Source organism: Actinoplanes sp. 13, assembly GCF_056134165.1.
The window spans coordinates 138,209-154,087 of record NZ_JBVYOQ010000002.1; the positions used below are offsets into that span (position 1 = coordinate 138,209).

13 protein-coding genes are annotated in these 15,879 nt (G+C 72.8%); 5 read left to right on the forward strand and 8 right to left on the reverse strand.

Translation table 11 applies throughout. The features are described 5' to 3' along the window. Positions 1-65 precede the first annotated feature (65 nt). Complete coding sequence (locus AC0NH5_RS05345; RefSeq protein ID WP_474400585.1) at positions 66-1,154, forward strand: LCP family protein; 1,089 nt, start codon at positions 66-68, stop codon at positions 1,152-1,154. 87 nt (positions 1,155-1,241) lie between these two features. Here the strand turns inward: AC0NH5_RS05345 and AC0NH5_RS05350 are convergent, their stop codons facing one another. From AC0NH5_RS05350 to AC0NH5_RS05385, 8 genes are all read right to left on the reverse strand, one after another. Next, the gene (locus AC0NH5_RS05350; protein WP_474400586.1) at positions 1,242-2,450 is read right to left on the reverse strand and encodes a hypothetical protein; all 1,209 of its coding nucleotides are present in this window, start codon (positions 2,448-2,450) and stop codon (positions 1,242-1,244) included. Continuing rightward, entirely contained in the window at positions 2,447-3,901 is a 1,455-nt protein-coding gene (locus AC0NH5_RS05355) for a hypothetical protein (protein WP_474400587.1), read from the reverse strand. Before AC0NH5_RS05355 ends, AC0NH5_RS05350 begins: the two co-directional genes overlap by 4 nt. After that, positions 3,898-5,064, reverse strand: a complete 1,167-nt coding sequence (locus AC0NH5_RS05360) for a glycosyltransferase (RefSeq protein WP_474400588.1) — start codon at positions 5,062-5,064, stop codon at positions 3,898-3,900. Before AC0NH5_RS05360 ends, AC0NH5_RS05355 begins: the two co-directional genes overlap by 4 nt. Positions 5,065-5,074: 10 nt before the next feature. Then, the gene (locus tag AC0NH5_RS05365; protein WP_474400589.1) at positions 5,075-6,160 is read right to left on the reverse strand and encodes a glycosyltransferase; all 1,086 of its coding nucleotides are present in this window, start codon (positions 6,158-6,160) and stop codon (positions 5,075-5,077) included. Then, entirely contained in the window at positions 6,157-7,275 is a 1,119-nt protein-coding gene (locus AC0NH5_RS05370; RefSeq protein ID WP_474400590.1) for a glycosyltransferase, read from the reverse strand. Before AC0NH5_RS05370 ends, AC0NH5_RS05365 begins: the two co-directional genes overlap by 4 nt. A 29-nt stretch (positions 7,276-7,304) precedes the next feature. Next, positions 7,305-9,086 (reverse strand): hypothetical protein, encoded by a 1,782-nt coding sequence (locus tag AC0NH5_RS05375; protein ID WP_474400592.1) that lies wholly within the window; start codon positions 9,084-9,086, stop codon positions 7,305-7,307. 80 nt (positions 9,087-9,166) lie between these two features. Further along, positions 9,167-10,600 (reverse strand): glycosyl hydrolase family 28-related protein, encoded by a 1,434-nt coding sequence (locus AC0NH5_RS05380; RefSeq protein ID WP_474400593.1) that lies wholly within the window; start codon positions 10,598-10,600, stop codon positions 9,167-9,169. A 14-nt stretch (positions 10,601-10,614) separates the two neighbouring features. After that, positions 10,615-11,613: a hypothetical protein gene (locus AC0NH5_RS05385; protein WP_474400594.1), complete on the reverse strand. Its 999-nt coding sequence runs from the start codon at positions 11,611-11,613 to the stop codon at positions 10,615-10,617. 107 nt (positions 11,614-11,720) lie between these two features. Here AC0NH5_RS05385 and AC0NH5_RS05390 point away from each other — a divergent pair, with 107 nt between their 5' ends. The 4 genes from AC0NH5_RS05390 to AC0NH5_RS05405 are packed head-to-tail and all read left to right on the forward strand — an operon-like array spanning position 11,721 to position 15,839. Then, positions 11,721-13,490 (forward strand): hypothetical protein, encoded by a 1,770-nt coding sequence (locus tag AC0NH5_RS05390; protein ID WP_474400596.1) that lies wholly within the window; start codon positions 11,721-11,723, stop codon positions 13,488-13,490. A gap of 18 nt (positions 13,491-13,508) precedes the next feature. After that, complete coding sequence (locus AC0NH5_RS05395; protein WP_474400598.1) at positions 13,509-14,057, forward strand: hypothetical protein; 549 nt, start codon at positions 13,509-13,511, stop codon at positions 14,055-14,057. A gap of 20 nt (positions 14,058-14,077) precedes the next feature. Further along, a complete protein-coding gene (locus AC0NH5_RS05400) occupies positions 14,078-15,220 on the forward strand; it encodes a hypothetical protein (protein ID WP_474400600.1) in 1,143 nt (380 codons plus the stop codon). Between the two features lies 1 nt (position 15,221). Beyond that, on the forward strand, positions 15,222-15,839 hold the full coding sequence (locus AC0NH5_RS05405; RefSeq protein ID WP_474400601.1) for a hypothetical protein: 618 nt from the start codon (positions 15,222-15,224) through the stop codon (positions 15,837-15,839). The last annotated feature ends 40 nt before the right edge of the window (positions 15,840-15,879 follow it).

The window sequence follows — 15,879 nt, forward strand, 5'->3', positions numbered from 1 at the left end:
AGTCGCCGCCGGACAGTCCACCAACGACCCCGTACGGGCTTGCACCGGTAGTTACGATCGTCGCCATGCCCACCCGACAGCCGACTTACGACCCTGACTCCACTGCGGTGATGGAGCCGGTCGACGCCCCGGAACCGGGGAAGCACGCGGCGAAGAAACCGCGCAAGAAATGGAAGATCGCCCTGATCGTGCTCATGATCCCGGTGATCCTCGCCGGGCTCGGCCTGATCGGCGGCGCCTTCTACCTCAAGTCGGTGGAGGGCGACCTCGAGCGGGTGGACGCGTTCGACGCGGTCCCGGAGGCGAGCCGCCCGCAGAAGGAGGCGGTGGCCGGCGAGGCCAAGAACTTCCTGCTGCTCGGCAGCGACTCCCGCGACCCGGAGAACGACGGCGGCTCACGCAGCGACACGATCATCGTGATGCACGTCAACAAGGACAAGTCGGCGGCCCAGCTGATCTCCATCCCGCGCGACACCTGGGTGCACATCCCGAAGTCCGCCAACGGCCGGCACGGCGACACCAACGCCAAGATCAATGCGGCGTTCTCCTGGGGCGGCGTCCCGCTGATGGTGCAGACCGTCGAGGAGTACACCGGCGTTCGCATCGATCACGTGGCGCTGGTCGACTTCGCCGGCTTCAAGGAGATCGTCGACGCGCTGGGCGGCGTCGAGGTCGACGTGGAGACGTCGTTCACCTCGACCCACTCGCTGAACCCGGACAGCATCCGCAAGTTCGAGAAGGGCCCGCAGACGATGGACGGCGCCGCGGCGCTGGACTACGCCCGCGAGCGGTACGCGTTCAAGGACGGCGACTTCGCCCGGATCCGCCACCAGCAGCAGGTGATCAAGGCGATCCTGAACAAGGCGGTCTCCGGCGGGGTGGTCACCAACCCCGGCAAGCTGAACTCGTTCCTGAAGGCGACGACGAACACGGTCAGCGTCGACAAGGGCATGAACATGGTGGACATGGCCATGGACCTGCGCCACATGCGCAGCGAGAACCTCGGCTTCTACACCAACCCCACCAAGGGTACGGGCATGATCGGCGGCCAGAGTGTGGTGCTTCCGGACAAGGCGAAGTCGAAGGCGCTGTTCACCGCGGTCCGCAAGGACGACGTGAACGCGATCAAGGCGATCGCCGAGGAGAAGAAATAGCCTGCTCCCGCAGCTCTGACGCGCCGCCCGCATTCGTTGCGGGCGGCGCGTTCGCATGCGGGGCACCGGCGCCCCGGCCGAAGCCCGCTAGGCGTTGGTCGGGGTGGGGACCTGCGGCGCGGGGGTCCGAGGAGTCCGGGCGGTGCGCCAGGCGAACCAGAGCACCACGAGGACCTCACTGATCAGGAGCGAGAGCAGCAGGTCGGGGACCCGGTCGACCCAGACGACGGAGATCGTGAGGGCGGCCAGGGCGATGACCCGGGATCCGACGCCGGAGACCAGGTACCGGCGCGGCGGGGCCCAGATCATGTGCTGCACCGACATCCACGTGGCGAACATCAGCAGGCCCTTGTAGGCGCAGAAGACCGCCACCGCGGCGACTGTCAGGTCGCGCAGGTCGGCGGCGAGCAGGCCGCGCACCCAGGGGCTGGCGGTGACGACGACGGAGACCAGGGCCCACCCGGCGACGGTCAGCAGGCGGACCGGGTTGATCAGGCGGCTGCGGCGGCCGAGCACCACGTCCTCGCGGGTGGTGGCGGAGAGCAGCACGTGGAAGGGGCCGAAGGCCAGTTCGAGCGCGCGCAGCACGACGACCGCGGCCGGGCCGGCGAGGGCGCCCGCGACCGAGGGAAGCGCCACCGAGTAGGCGAGGTCCACCGAGGCGGTGACGAAGTAGGTCGCGCCGACCCTGAGGCCGGCCAGGTATCCGGGGCGTACGGTGCCCACGGGCCGGGGGCGGCGTTCCAGCAGGAGCCAGGCGAGCAGGGCCAGCTGGCCGGGCACGGCGGCGACGTCGATCCGGATGCCGGCCAGGGCGAAGGCCACGCCGGCCAGCATGGTGCTGATCGCGACGGTCTGCGGGATGAGGTTGGCCCGGGCGGTGGAGCGGGTGCGCGCCTGCGCCCAGAACATCGCTTCGAGGGGGAGCTGGAGCAGCACCGGTGTGAGCATCAGCAACCGGTCGGTCCAACTGGCCTCGGGCAGCGCCACGGTGGTGGAGAGCCCGGCGATCAGGGCGACCGGGACGATGGTGGCGGCCGACGCGCGACGGGCCCAGGACTCGACGTCCCAGTGGGCGGGCAGCAGCCCGGCCGAGACGGGACGGCCGACCAGGGACTCCATCAGGGCGAACGGCAGCGCGAGCAGGATGCCCTGGAGGGCGACCAGCGGCAGCCGTTCGGTGTCGGCCCAGGAGGCGAGCAGGAACAGCACGACGCTGGCGAGCCGGGACAGCGCCTGCACGGAGAGTTGGGTGCCCTGCAACTTGCGAGCCGTCCGGGCCAGGCCGCCGATCACTGGTCGGCCTCACCGGGCAGGCGCAGCACCACGGTGTCCGGCTCGCCGGAACGCCGCAACCGGACGGTGTCGTCGAGCGGGGGCGCAGTGGGATCGGGCGGGGAGAGGATCGGGACAGACCGCATGGCGTACGCGACGAACAGCGCCAGGCAGGCCATCGCGCTCCCGTACTCCCACAGCTCGATCATCAGGGATCCGCACACCGCGCCGGCCAGGACGGCGAGGTAGACCGCGTAGTGCTCGTGGGCGGCGGACCCTCGCGACAGCCGGATCAGCCCCCACACCAGTAGCCCGGCCACCACCACCGCGATCACGTAGCCGTACTGCAGGACGATGCTGACGAAGTAGTTGTCGACGAACACCTGCGCCGACGTGGCTGCCCGCGAATAGGTCGCGGCTCCCGCCCCGCCGACGCCGTTGCCGTACCAGGGGCCGCCCGATTCGATCAGCCGTCCCCACACCTGGAAGCGCTCCAGCAAGCTGGACGCCCCGGTCGCGCCGATCGCCACGAACCCGGCGGCGAGCAGCACCACCATGGCCGCGCCGAGGATCCTGGCCCGCCTGCGCGCCGCCGGCCCGCCACCGCGGTTCAGGACGACGGCCGCGCCGAGCCCGCCGGCCACCAGCAGCGCTGCCGAGCGGCTGGTGCTCAGCGCGAGCGCGACAACCGCCGCGCCCGCCGCGACGTGCCACAGCACAGTGGCCGGGCGCAGCGGGCGGACCAGCCACAGCGCGGTGTAGCCGAGCAGGAACGAGCCGGCCAGCAGGCCGAGCTCGGCGTTCACCTCGGTCAGGCCGGGCGCCCGGAACGTGTCGCCGATCAGGCGGACCGCCCGGCCCTCCTCGAAGCCCATCGCGATCAGTTTCGCCGGGCCGATGATGTACTCCACCACCGCCGCGACGCCGTTGGCGACCATCAGGCCGGCCACCACGGTGAGCAGCAGCCGCAGTTCGGCGGCGGCGAGGCCGATCAACACGATCAGCACGATCACCGGGAGCGCGGTGATGCGGGCGCCGGCGACGGTCTGCGCCAACCCGTGATGGCTGATCCCGATCAGCCCGTAGACGGCCAGGACGGCCAGCACCGGCGCCGCGACGGTGAGCTGCCGGCGGGTCGGCGGATTCTTGATCAGGGCGCGCACCATCAGCGTGACGGCGATCGCCGCGGCGGAGAGGCTCAGCGCGTACTCCCGGCCGCCGAAGACCCAGGCCATGAACGCGTCGGCCCTGATCATCCAGAGACCGAGCGGGGCCATCAGCACGACCAGGACGTAGATCATGCCCGGCACCGGCGTGACGGCCAGGTAGGCGAGCGCCAGCAGGACCACCGGCAGCAGCGGCGACAGGCCGGCGAACCCGCAGGCGAACACGGCCGCCACCAGGGCCGGCAGGCCGATCCTGAGCAGCCGGTGGTGCGTCAGGGCGGGCAGGCGGTGCAGGAAGGTGGTCACGGGACCCGCTCCGGCACCGCACCGGCCACCAGGTCCGCGTACGCCTGCTCGATGGCGCCGACGTGCCGGTCCCAGTCGAGGGCACGTCCGTCCTCGGCGGCGGTCGCGGCCATCCGCTCGTACGACTCGGGGGGTTGGCCGATCGCCTGCCGAAACCTCTCCGCCAGGCCGTCGCGTCCGGAGAAGGTCAGCAGGGCGCCGTCCGAGGCCATCGGTGGCCGGGCCACCGTGCTCGCGATGATCGGGCGTCCCGCCCGCAGGCTCTCCACGCAGGAGATCGGGAAGTTCTCCGCCCACTGGCTGGGGAAGACCAGCCAGCCGGCCTGCTGCAGGGCAGCCTGTTTGCCGGCCGTCCCGAGGAAGCCGAGCGGCTGCAGGGAGGGTGTCTCGCGGGCCGCGGCGGCGAGTTCGTCGCGCAGGACACCGTCGCCGGCCACCAGCAGCCGCGCACCCGCCGGCGCCCCGGCGGCCACCTGCCGCCAGGCGTCGATCATCAGGTCGACGCCCTTGTGCGGGCTCAGCGCGCCGAGGAACAGGAAGGTGCGCGGATCGCCCGGCTGCCATCGCGGCGGCGGGCCGTCCTCCGGGACCGCGAGCGGCACGACGCGGCCGGGCAACCGGCGCGCCGCCGGCACGTGCTGTTCCAGGATGTCGCGGGTCCGCGCGGCGGGCCACAGCAGCAGGATCCGGCGGAACCGCCCGACCAGCACCGCGGACCGCAGCCGCAGCAGCGCGTCGAGCACCGGCGACCGGCCGCGGTTGCCGAGCGCGTTGTTGGGGTCGGCGATCGCGTAGTCGTGCACGGTGTGGCAGATCGGGAACGTCGCCGCGATCCGGGCCAGGGGTAGCGCGCCGAGCCCCTGCCAGTTGTGCACGTGCACCAGGTCGGGCGCGAAGTCCGCGAGGGCCGCCGTGGTCAGCCCGGTCGGGTCGGCCACGTCGCCGAGGTGGGTGAACACCTTGCGCAACGGACCGGTCCGCGCGCCCAGACGCTCGCTGACCCGGGTGCCCACCGGCTGGTCGGCGGGGTCCGCGTGCCCGGACGGCCGGCTGAACACCCGGACGTCGTGGCCGTGGGCCCGCAGCGCCCCGGTCAGATCACGGACGTACTGCTCGGCGCCGCCGCGGATCGCGAACGACGAGTGGACCATGGCGATTCGCATGCTTCGCTCCCTACCGCGCGGCCGCGGTCGCCGTTGGTTCGCCGCCGAGCAGCGCGTGCAGGTGCGCGGCCGCCGCCTGCCAGGACCGCCCGGCCGGCTCACCCGCCGCCGGAAGCTGTCCGCTTTCGATCTGCTGCAGGGCGTGCGCCATCGCCGCGCCGGTCCAGGTGTGCATCCGCGCCGCCGCGCCGCCGGTCGCCTCCAGCAGCGCCGGATCGGGGGAGATCACGGTGGGGGTGCCGAGCCGCAGCGCCTCGGCCGCGGGCAGGCCGTACCCCTCGAAGTGGCTGGGCATCAGGAAGGCGGCGGCGCCGGCGACGACCGCCGCGTACTCCGCGTCGCAGAGACGATCGAGGAAGACCACCCGCGAGGCCGCTGCCGACTCCGCCGCCGCGCGGCGGAACTCCTCGGCCGGCTGACCGCCGGTCAAGACCATCAGGTGGTACGACGACAGGCCGGCGACCGCCTCGATCGCGAGCTCGACGCCCTTGTGCGCGGCATGACCCGCCACCACCAGATATCTGTCGCCGCGCTCGTGCACGGCGGCCACCGGCGCGGGCAGCGAACCGGGCCGCACGCCCAGGTCGCTGCCGGGATGCCACACCGCAGTCCTCGAATACGGCACGCCGTACAACCCCAGCAGGTCGTGGCGGGTCCGCGCGCTCACGCAGAGCAGCCGTTCGGACCGGCCGATCGCGGTGCTGTAACTGAGCCGCCGGTACTGCAGGACGGACGACGGCAGACCGTGCGGCCACAGCTTGAACGCCAGGTCGTGCACGACAGTGGTGACCGGCAGCCGGCTGCCGCGGACCGCCAGCGACGGGCTCAGCGACAACACCCGGGCGTCCGGCCCGGCGTCGCGGCCGGTCACCTTGCGCAGCGTCTGGGTGGCCTCGGCGATCGTGCCGACCCGGCCGTGCTGCTGGGAGCTGACCACCGTCACCTCGGCGTCCCGGCCCTCCGGCGCCGTCCAGCCGGGCGGGGCGGCCACGATCCGCAGACGGTCGCCGGCCGGCCAGCACCGCACCAGCTCGGAGAGGACCCGGGTGATGCCGCCCGGGCCGACGCCGCTCGCGTCGACAATGGTGGTCGTCACCACGCGCCTCCGGCCACATCGTCGATCCAGTGGGTCATCCGCTGCGCGAACCGGTCGGCCGAGAAGTCCTCGGCGTGCGCCCGGATCCGGTCCGGCGACATCCCGCCGAGCCGGCCGACCGCCTCCGCGTACGGCTGCGGCTCGAGGGAGTCGACCAGGTAGCCGGTCGCACCGTCAAGGACCGTCTCCAGCAGCCCGCCGCGCGCCAACCCGATCACCGGAGTGCCGCACGCCTGCGCCTCGACGGGGATCATGCCAAAGTCCTCGTGCGCGGGGAACAGCAGGGCGCGAGCGCCCCAGTACAACTCGCGCAGGCGGTCGCGCTCCGGTCGTACCTCGAAAGTGATCTTCGTGGTGGAGCCGGCGGCGAGCCGCCGCAGCCGCTCCTCCTCCGGCCCGGACCCCGCGATGACCAGCGGCATGCGCGCCGCCTCGGCAATGGCGATCATCAAATCGAAGTTCTTGTACGGGATCCAGCGCCCGATGCCGAGCAGGTAGTCCCGGGACTGGTGCCGCTGGTGCTCCGGGGCGCCGCCGAAGTAACCGACCTCGACCGGCGGGTTGATCACCTCGGCGTCGCGCTTCCAGAACCGCTTGATCCGCCCCTGCACCTCGCGCGAGTTCGCGGCGTAGGCGTGCACGTGCCGGCTCAGCCGCACGTCGGTGGCTTGCAGGACGCGGCGCGGCAGTTTGAGCAGCGGGTGCGAGCCGCGGCCGTCGAAGTCCGGGCTCCAGACGTAACGCGCCGGGGAGTGGATGTAACTGAGGTGCCGGGTCCGGTCCGGATCACCGAGCTTCACGGTGTGCGCGAAGGCGTGGCTGGACGAGACGACCACGTCGAACTTCTCGCTGGTCAGCGTCCGCCAGACCAGCGGCATGGCGGGCAGCGAGAGCGCCTTGCTGTTGCGCAGCGGGGTCCGGGCCAGCCACGACTGCCGCAGGTGCAGCTGATCGGCGGGCACCCCCTCGTCGGCCCAGAGCACCAGCCGTTCCGCCTGCGGGAGCAGACCGGCGATGGCCAGGAAGACGGCCTCCGAGCCGCCGGTCGCGCCGAACCACTCGTGCACCACCGCGACCTTCCGGCCGGCGAGCAGCGCGCTGTTCTGGACGCTCATCTTTCTTCCCCCGTGGATTCGTGCGGTGGTCAGGACGGCGAGAGGTGGTAGAGGACGGCGGCGTCCTGTTCCTCGCGGGTCACACCGAGACCGTCGACCGGCGCGGTCAGCGTGCGGGCGCCCGCCGGCCAGGGAATCGCCTGCGGGTTGCGTTCCACCACGACGGTACGGACCCCGCGCTCGCGCAGGTATGCCACGGAGGCCGCGTCCGGGAACGACGCGACGCGTTCCCGCAGCTCCAGCAGACCGGGCGGGATGTAGCCGCTGGACCCGTTGACGACGTCGACGAATCCGTCGACCGACCAGAGCTGGGTCAGCTCGTCCTCGGCGAGGTGCGTCGGCAGCACCAGGACCGGCCCGCGCAGCGCTGCGAAGTCGGCCGGGGCCGGCGGCACGACCGGGAAGTCGGCGTCGTGCAGGCCCTCCAGCACCAGCAGGCCGCTCGGCGTCAGCAGGGCCAGGGCCAGAACCGGGCGCAGCAGCCACCGTCGCCCGTCGCGCACCGGCCGCTGCGCACGCTCGGCGGCCGCGGTAACGAAGCCCGCGGTCAGCAGGGCGAGGATCAGGACGATCCAGAGGGTCAGCCGGCCCGGGGTGCGGATCGCGTTCCAGCCGGGCAGATGGGCGAAGAGAAACTCGTACGGCCGGGTCCACGGCGCCGCCATGCCCATCGCGAGCCAGCCCGACACGACCAGCGCGACAGCGGCGATCAGCCGGTACGGCCACGGCCAGACCGACCGGACCAGGCCGAACAACCCGAGGACGAGCAGGAAGTAGCCGGGCAGGTTGTGCGCCTCCCAGCCGGCGAGCTCCACAGCGGCGCGGGCGTCGGCGTCGAACCTGCCCCAGAGCCACTGCCGTTCCGGCGCGATGAAGAACTGCCGGACGCCGACCGAGTACTGGCGGACGGCGTTCAGGTCGCGCTCGCTGTTCGGATAGAACGCGGTGAGCCGCAGATAGGGGACAGCCATGGCGGCCGAGACGGCGAGAAACCCCAGCACACCGGTCAGGTCGAACCAGAACAGCCGCCGGCGGAACGGAGGCCGCCGCCACAGCCAGGCGGCCGGGCCGGCGAGCCCGAGGACCGCCAGCACGTACGCGAACGGCAGGCCCAGCCCGAACCCGAGGGTGATCTGCCAGGCCGCGACCAGCCACCCGGCCAGCGCCCAGCCGGGGCGGACGCGGTCCGGGCGGTAGCCGTGGCGCAGCGAGAAGCCGTGCCCGCGGGCCAGCATGGCCAGGCTCAGCGCGATGCCGCCGGTGGAGAGGATGTTGAGGTGCGAGAGGTGGGCGTACCGCCACGGGGTGTAGGCGAAGGCGAGCCCGGCCGCGAGCGCGCCGAACCGCACCGCACCCAGCTGCCGGGCCAGCACGTACGCGCCGAAGAAGGCGAGCGCGAAGGCCAGCACGAAGACCACGTTGTAGCGCAGCACCGCGGCCTCGAGCCCGGTGCCGGCCAGCCCGAACGGCAGATAGCCGAGCAGCGTGTCGGAGTATGCCAGGCCCCACGACTCACCGTGGTGCGCGTTCGTCGTCCACAGCCGGCCGATGTCGTTGCGCACCGCCCAGCCGCCCCAGGCGAGCTGCCACGTCTGCAGACCCGGGTCCCAGACGTCACCGGGCAGCGTCCGGGTCGGCTCGCGCAGGGCCGGCCAGGTCATCAGCACCGCGAGCACGACCGAGCCGGCGGCCGCCACCGTCCACTCGTGACACAGCCACCGCAGCCGCCGCGACGGCGCGCGCCGGGGCGCCGGGCCGGTGCCGCTCCCGGCCGGACGGGGATCGCTGTCGGTAGCCAACTGTTGTGTCACTGAGGTCCGTCTCTGCGCCGGGTGGGATCGCCGTGCGATCTTACGGATGACGATGCCGCCCGGCAGTCCCCTCCCGGCCCTCAGGCGCCGGTTATTACCTTGGTCACACCGTTGGGGAACTGCGCGCACAACTGGGTCCGGCCGCCGGAGACCCGGACGAAGACCCGGACCGAGTCGGCCGCCGGCGCGCCGGTCACCTCCTGGGCGCGCATCTCGAACGCCGGGCTGACCACCAGGCTCTTCGTCGGGTCGGCGACGCCCTCGAGAATCTCGACGCGGCAGTTGCGATGCGGTTCGCCGATCCACGGGCGGCCGGTGCCGGCCTGGTATTTACCGTCGATGTGGACACCGGGCTGGGTGAGCGATGCGCGGACCGTCGAGCGGTCGCCGAACCCGTTGCCGAAGTCGACGCTGGCGGTGGCGCAGTTCATGATCTTCGTGTCGATGACGCAGCCGGCCGGCTCGCCGTCGACCGGCCCCGGCACGAACTGGATCCCGATCTCCCGCCGGGTGCCGGTGTGGTTGGCGCCCAGCACGAAACCGCCCCACCAGCGGACGTCGTTGCGGGAGATCCGGACGCCGACCCCGCCGTTGAGGTCGGCGTAGCAGTTCACCGCGCCGATGGCGAGCGCGGCCAGGTCGAACGACACGGTCTGCGCGACACCCCAGCCGTGACAGTTCACCAGCGAACTGGCGTGCGACTCGCCGGCCAGCCGGAACCCGATGCCCTCGTTCTCGAACGCCAGGCAGTTGACGAACATCGAGTCGTGCGGGCCGTTGAAGTTGATGCCGGTGCCGCCGTTGTGGTGCGAGCGGACCGCGGTGAGCCGCGCCTCCATCTGGTGCGACAGGCCGGGCAGCCCGGCGGCGTTGCTCCACTCGCTGTAGATGCCGTCCTGCCGGCAGTTGAACACGATCAGCTCGGACAGCTCGTACTGGCAGCCGTAGACCCGCAGGCCGAAGCCGCCCTCCGGGTTCTTGTCCTTGTTGCCGTCCAGAGCCAGGTCACGGATGCTGAAGCCGGTGACGCCGGCCGGCTCGTTCGTGGTGGTCAGATCGCCGAAACCGGCCGACTCCAGGATCGCGCTGTTCGCGCCGGGGTGCAGCTGCAGCACGCTGGCGTCGCCACCCGCGCCGCGCAGGTGCACGTTGGACGCCAGCGTGAGCCGCCGGGTCAGGTACGTGCCGGCCGGGAAGTACACCAGCCCCGCGCCGGCCGCGGCGGCGTCCAGGGCCTTCTGCAGCGCCCTGGTGTCGTCGGTCTGTCCGTCCCCGGCCGCGCCGAACTGCCGGACGTCCAGGAACGGCGCCGAGGTGACCTCCGCGTCGGAGGTGTAGCGCCCGACCGCCGCACCGGTGACCCCGGCGCCCACCACCACCGCGCCGCCACCGGTGAGCAGGGCCCGCCGGGACGGTGACGGGACACTCGGGCCCGCATCCGGGCGCAGGGCGTCCCGCCGGCGTTTCCACCGCATCCGCAGGGTGTTACCGATGACGGTCGTCCAGGAGGTCACGGTGCTTCCCCGGCTCAGCTGTGACGCTGCCAGAGATCCCGCAGCACCGCCCAGTCGCCGCCGAGGTCTTCCTCGCAGTACGCCTCGATCATCGACGCGGCCAGCGGATCCGCGTCCCGCTCCCAGGACATGCCGCACAGCGCCTTCCCGTTCTGCTGGCGGAACGCGTACTCCACCACCTTGCCCGGCGCCTGGGAGACGCCGCCGGTGACGCGGCCCGGGTCCTGCACGCCCGGGGCCACCTCGTCGGAGTTGAGGTTCAGCTGCTGGCGGTAGCTGCGGGCGGCGTTCTTCTGCTCGACGCTCTTGTAGACCACGAAGTGCACCCACGCGGACCCGTACCGGCAGGTCACGTGGCGGCTCTCGTCCGCCGCGAGGGCCGGGGCGCCCTGTTCGGTGTTGGCGACGCAGTTGCCGACCGAGGGCAGCCAGGGGTCGCCCAGCCCGGCCAGTTCGCCGCCCAGCTTCTCCCGGTTCACTGCCATCTGGTTGGCCTCGAACAGCGGCACCGTGGGCGACGGGTCGCCGTCCGGCCCGCCGGACGGGTCGCTGTCACCGGCCGCGCCGAGGAAGTAGCCGCCGGCGCCGAAGACCAGCGCGGCCGCCACGATGCCGCCGATCCAGCCGGCCGTCCGGCTGGACTGCTTCGCGGGCTTGGGCGCGGGAACCGGCGTGATCCGCGCGGTCGACTCCCCGGGGGACGGCTCCGGCTGTGGCCGGCCCCAGGAGGTCTCCGGCGGCTGCGGCTCGCCCCACGCCAGCGCGGGCGGGCCGCTGTTCGGCTGAGATGTTCCCCACGGTGAGGGCGGGCCGCTGTTCGGCTGTGGCGCACCCCACGGCGAAGGGGGTCCACTCTGGGGGTCGGGCGACGTCTCCCAGGGCGGGGTCTGCGCACCACTACCCGAGGGCACCGGCGGACCGTCCCAGGTGGGAGCCTTCGGTTGCCGGTCCACGGACGCAGGGTCGCTGTTCCAGTCGCGGTCCGCCGAGTTGTGCGTCGCCTCTTCGTTCACGGCCCGCAGGGTAGCAGCACCAGGTCAGCGCGCGTGTCGCGCGGACACCGTATGATCCCGACGCCGCTTGGGGGCATCGATGGCACGACGGGGAAGTAGCTGATCACGTGAGCAACCAGACCAGTGTGGAGGAACGCCCTTCGCCGGCCGGCGGAGCGACCCCGGGTGGGGCGCGCCGCACCGGCCGCCGGCGATGGCTCCGGCACGAGTGGACCCTCGCCGCCGCCGGGTCGGTGCTGCTCGCGGTGGTGATGACCTGGCCGCTCATGCGCGATCCGGCGACCGCCTTCGCCTCGGACTTCTGGGACCCGTCACTGCAGGCGTGGCAGCTGTCCTGGATCGGCTGGGCGCTGCTCCACGACCCGGGCCGGTTCTGGGAGAGCAACGCCCACTTCGGCGAGAGCTGGTCGTTCGCGTACTCCGACACGCTCCTCGGATATCTGCCGTTCAGCCTGATCGGCTCCGGCAGCGAAGCCGCGATCCTGCGTTACAACATCCTGTTCCTGCTGGTCTTCGCACTCGCCTCGTTCGGCGCGTACGTCCTGGCCCGCCAGCTCGGCGCGAACCGGACCGGCAGCCTGGTGGCCGGCCTGATCTTCGCCTACGCGCCGTGGCGCTACGCGCACATGTCGCACCTCAACATCCTGTCGATCGGCGGCATCGCGCTGAGCCTGGCGATGCTCGCCCGCGGCCACGGCTACTCACTGCGGCACGGCTACCGGCCGGAACTGGCCCGCCCGGGCTGGGCCCTGGCCGGCTGGCTGGTCGCGGCGTGGCAGATCACGCTCGGGTTCGGGCTGGGCCTGCCGTTCGGATATGTGCTGGGCACGCTCACCGCGGCCGCCGGAGTGTTCTGGCTGATCAGGCGGCCGCCGTTCGCCCGGCGGCTGTTCGTCTCCGATGTGGCCGGCGTGACGACGTTCGTCGCGACGGTCGGCCTGATGGCCGTTCCGTACCTGCTGATGACCAGGGCGTACCCGAACAGCGAACGCACCCTCGACGAGATCAACTCCTTCTCCGGCGACGTCCGCCAGTTCGTCACCGCGCCCGGCTTCCAGTGGCTCTGGGGCCAGGACAACCAGGAGCTGCGCGACGCGCTGATCCCGCAGGGCGGCGGTGAGGTGTGGAACCTGCCCGGATTCTTCGCGATGGGCCTGGCCGCGCTCGGCCTGATCGTCTCGGTCTGGTCCCGGCGGCACCGGGTGCTGCTGCTGCTCGCCCTGATCGCCTTCGCGTGGGTGGGCATGGGCATGCGGGCGCCGTGGAACTACGGCTATCAGATGCTGCACCACTGGCTGCCCGGCTGGAACGCCATCCGCACCCCCGGCCGGCTGATCCTCTGGGTCACGCTGCTGCTCGGCCTGCTCTCGGCCGGCCTGATCACCGCCCTCGCCGAGCAGGCCGGGAACTGGCTGCGCGACAGGTCCCGGGCCGCCCTGCTGCGACCGGTGATCGCGGTCGTGCTGCTGATCCCGGCCGGCCTGGTCGCTCTGGAGGGCGTGCAGGTCACCCCGTTCCGCCCGGTGCCCCGGGCGCCGGTCGAGCTGGCGTCGCTGCGACAGCCGGTGCTCGTCCTGCCGGCCAACAAGCTCGAGGACCTGCTCACCATGCTGTGGACCACCGACGGGTTCCCGGCCGTCGCCAACGGGTCCAGCGGATACATCCCACCGGCCGTGGAGGAGCTGCGGGCGAAGGTGAAGTCGTTCCCGGACGCGGCGAGCGTCGAGTTCCTGCGCGGCCGCGGCATCCGGACGGTCGTGGTGCCGCGCGAGTCGCACTCGGAGCCGGTCCCGCCGGAGACGTTCACCAGGCCGGTCGACACCCTCGGGATCACCCGTGAGGAGCGCCCCGGCGTGGTCCTCTTCCACCTCGGCTGACGCGGTACGGTGACCAGCGTGCCGCTAGCCACCCGCTCACCCGAGGAGTCCCGGCTCTATCTGGAGCTGCAGCCGTGCGCCGCCTGCGCCGCCCCGGCGCTCGAGGTGGCCGCGCAATGGCTCGGCGAGGCCGGCGACGGGACCCTGATCAGCGGTTATGAGACCCGGTGCGGGCAGTGCAACGACGCCGCCGAGTTCGAGTTCACCGTGCCGGCGGCGCCGCCCGCGCCCCCGCAGTTCGGCGGGGCGGAGCCGTCCCGGCTGATCGACGCCGGCCAGTTCCTCACCGTCGCCCGCGAGCTGGCCGGCGCGGTCCCGGCCGACCCGGCGCACTGCCCGGCGCCGGAGCGCGACGACGCCCGCGAGGCTCTGGCGATCGCCGTGGCCGCACTGACCGAGGTCCGCAAGTTCCTGCCCGCCGACGGCCGGGAGGTGCCGCCGGAGGCGTTCTTCACGCCGGCCGGCCGCGCCGTGCTGGCCGCCGACCCGGGCCAGTTCACCCGCCGCCGGCTGACCGCGTTGGACAACGGCTACCGCCGGATCCTGGCGGCCTACGAGGCGGCCTGACATTCCCTAGGATGGCGGCCATGCCTGTCGCCCGGTCGCATCTCGAAGCCCATCTCTACATGGATCTCCACCCGTGTGAGTGCGGCGAGTCGGACTTCCCGCGGACGGCCGCCTACGGTCCCGGCCCGGACGGCGGTGGGCAGGTGGAATATTCCGGTGCCTGTCCGGCCTGCGCGCGATCCCGCACGTTCACCTTCCCGGTGGCGCCGGAGGTGCCGATCCTGGCGCCCGCCGCCTGGTCCACCCTGACCACACCCTCCGAGCTGCTCGACCCCGGCGAGTGGCTCTGGGTCGCCGACCGCTACGCGAGCTACCCGGCCGAGGACGGCGAGCTCTCCGCCGAGGAGGCCGCCGAGCGCTGCACCGATCTGGCGGCGGCCGCCGCCGCGGTCGAGGAGGTCCTGCTCTTCGTGCCGGCCGGCGCCGACGCGGTCCCGGCCGAGGCGTTCCGCACGGCCCGCGGCCGCTCCGTCTTCGAGATCGAGCCGGAGCGGTTCACCGTGGCCCGGCTCGCCGAGCAGCGCGACGTCTACCGGCAGCTGGCGGGCGAGCCGGCGCCGCCCGGGCACCGCCCGCTGCCGGCCCGCAGCGTCGCCGAGGCAGTGCTGTTCATGGACCTGCGGCCCTGCGTCTGCGGCGAGATCGCCTTCGACCGGGACGTGACCGTGCCGGACGCCGACGGCCTGGTGACCTATGCCGGGGCGTGCGCGAACTGCGGACGGCAGCGGACGTTCAGCTTCGTCCTGCCGGCCGTCGACGAGGCCGCGGAGGACGACTTCAGCGGCCCGTCCCAGTCGCCTTCGGAGCTGCTCGACCCGGGGGAGTGGTGGCACGCCGCGGCCGCGCTCCGGCAGCTCACCGAGCAGCTGGAGAGCGCGGTGGACGCGGAGAAGGCGTGGCGCGACGTGGACGCGTGGGACGACATGACCGCGCTGCTCGCCCGCTGCGCCACCGCCTACGACGAGATCCTCAAGTTCGTGCCGGAAGGCGCCGGGCGGGTGCCGGTGGAGGCGTTCCGCACCGCGACCGGGCGCAACGCCCTGCGGGCCGACCCGGCGGCGTTCGACCGCTCCGCGCTGCTCGCCGCCCGGGCCGAGCAGGCCCGCCGGCTGGACGAGTTCAAGGCCCGCCACCCGGAACCCGCCGACGACGAGGACTTCTGACATGACCGACACCTATTACGTCCGGCTCCGGCCGGGGGAGACTGCCCGGCGACCCGGTGCGGTGCTGCGCCGGACGGCCGGCGGGACCGACGAGATCTGCCGCCACGACGGCGTCTGGGAGCCGACCGGTGTGCTGCGCGACCACGACCCGGAAAACCCGGACGACGTGCTGGTCGAGGTGTCCGCCGAATTCGCCGGCCGGGTGGTGTCGGGCTGGCAGGCGGCGTTGAGCGAGGCGGAGCGCCAGTTCACCACCGGGCCGCCGCTGCGGCTGGCCGAGGCGGCCACCCCGGCCCGGCTGCCGCCGCCCGCGGCCGCCCTGCCGGAGGCGGAGCGGCCGCGGATCGTCGCCTTCCTGCGGGACGCGCCGGTGGCGCTGGCGGCGTTCGGGACCGGCGAGGATCCGTACGCGGACGATCTGCCCGTGGTGCCGCTGCACATCCACACCGACGGGGTGTGGGTCTGGTCGGAGTCCCTGGCGTACTTCGCCGAGCACTACGGGCTGCCGCCCGAGCCGGAGCTGCTCGCCCACATCCGGGCCCGGGGATACCGATGGTCCGAGGTGGACGAGCAGACGTTGCAGCATGCGGGCCGATTGGCCTTCGGCGACGACCTCTGAGGTACGACCACTGTGGTACGACCTGACGCCGTCCCCGGGT